This window comes from Streptomyces sp. NPDC101181 (assembly GCF_044767975.1).
In the GTDB taxonomy this organism is placed as follows: Bacteria; Actinomycetota; Actinomycetes; order Streptomycetales; family Streptomycetaceae; genus Streptomyces.
This window is the reverse complement of sequence record NZ_JBIWOX010000042.1, coordinates 1-1,009: the sequence shown is the minus strand read 5'-3', so window position 1 is coordinate 1,009 and position 1,009 is coordinate 1. Positions and strand designations below refer to the sequence as shown.

The window sequence follows — 1,009 nt, the reverse complement described above, 5'->3', positions numbered from 1 at the left end:
CAGCTCGGTGGCGAGGGTGTGGAGGGTGTGGAGTGCGGTGGGCTGGTCGGGGGCGTCGAGGATGGCCTTGACGAACGCGGAGCCGACGATGACGCCGTCGGCGAACGCGGCGACCTCGGTGGCCTGGGCGGCGGTGGAGACCCCCAGACCGACACAGACCGGGAGATCGGTGGTGGCACGCGTCCGGGTGACCAGATCATGGGCCTGGACACCGACGGAAGCACGGGTCCCGGTCACACCCATCAGCGACGCGGCATAGACGAAACCGCTGCCCGCCTCGGTGATCGTGGCCAGACGGGCGTCCTGACTGCTCGGGGCCACCACGAACACCGTGGCCAGACCATGCTTCGACGCGTGCTCACGCCACAGCGCGGACTCCTGGACCGGCAGGTCGGGCAGGATGCACCCGGCGCCCCCCGCCTCGGCGAGTTCCGCGGTGAAGCGCTCCACACCGTAGCGGTCGACGGGATTCCAGTACGTCATGACGAGGACCGGGACACCGGTCGCCTCAAACGCCTCCCGGACCGTGCGCAGCACATCGGCGATGCGCACCCCGCCGCGCAGCGCGATGTCATCAGCGGTCTGGATGACCGGCCCGTCCAGCACCGGGTCACTGTGCGGCAGCCCCACCTCCACGATGTCCGCGCCACCCGCGATGACCGCCTTGACCGCCTCGATACCACCCTCGACCGTCGGGAACCCCGCCGGGAGATAGGCGATCAGCGCCGCCCGGTCCTCCGCCTTCGCGGCGGCCAGGGTGGTGCTCAACAGCTCGATGTTCCCGCTCACTTGGCGTCCCCCTCGATCTCCGCACGGTCGCTGTCGTGGTCGGCCTCGACGGCCGCGTCGGTGTCGTAGAGCCCGAAGTAGCGGGCGGCGGTGTCCATGTCCTTGTCGCCCCGCCCCGACAGGCTGACCAGGATCAGCCCCCCGGGACCCAGCTCCCTGCCCAGCTCCAGCGCACCCGCCAGCGCGTGCGCCGACTCGATCGCCGGGATGATCCCCTCCG

General features: G+C 71.1%; 1 protein-coding gene and 1 pseudogene. Both read right to left on the bottom strand.

The features are described from left to right. The coding region (gene trpA, locus ACIRRU_RS30400; protein ID WP_403685674.1) for a tryptophan synthase subunit alpha at window positions 1-789 on the bottom strand (789 nt) is incomplete at its 3' end. Continuing rightward, a pseudogene (locus ACIRRU_RS30395) lies at window positions 786-1,009 on the bottom strand (tryptophan synthase subunit beta); the annotation flags it as partial. The pseudogene ACIRRU_RS30395 and the gene trpA, both read right to left, overlap by 4 nt.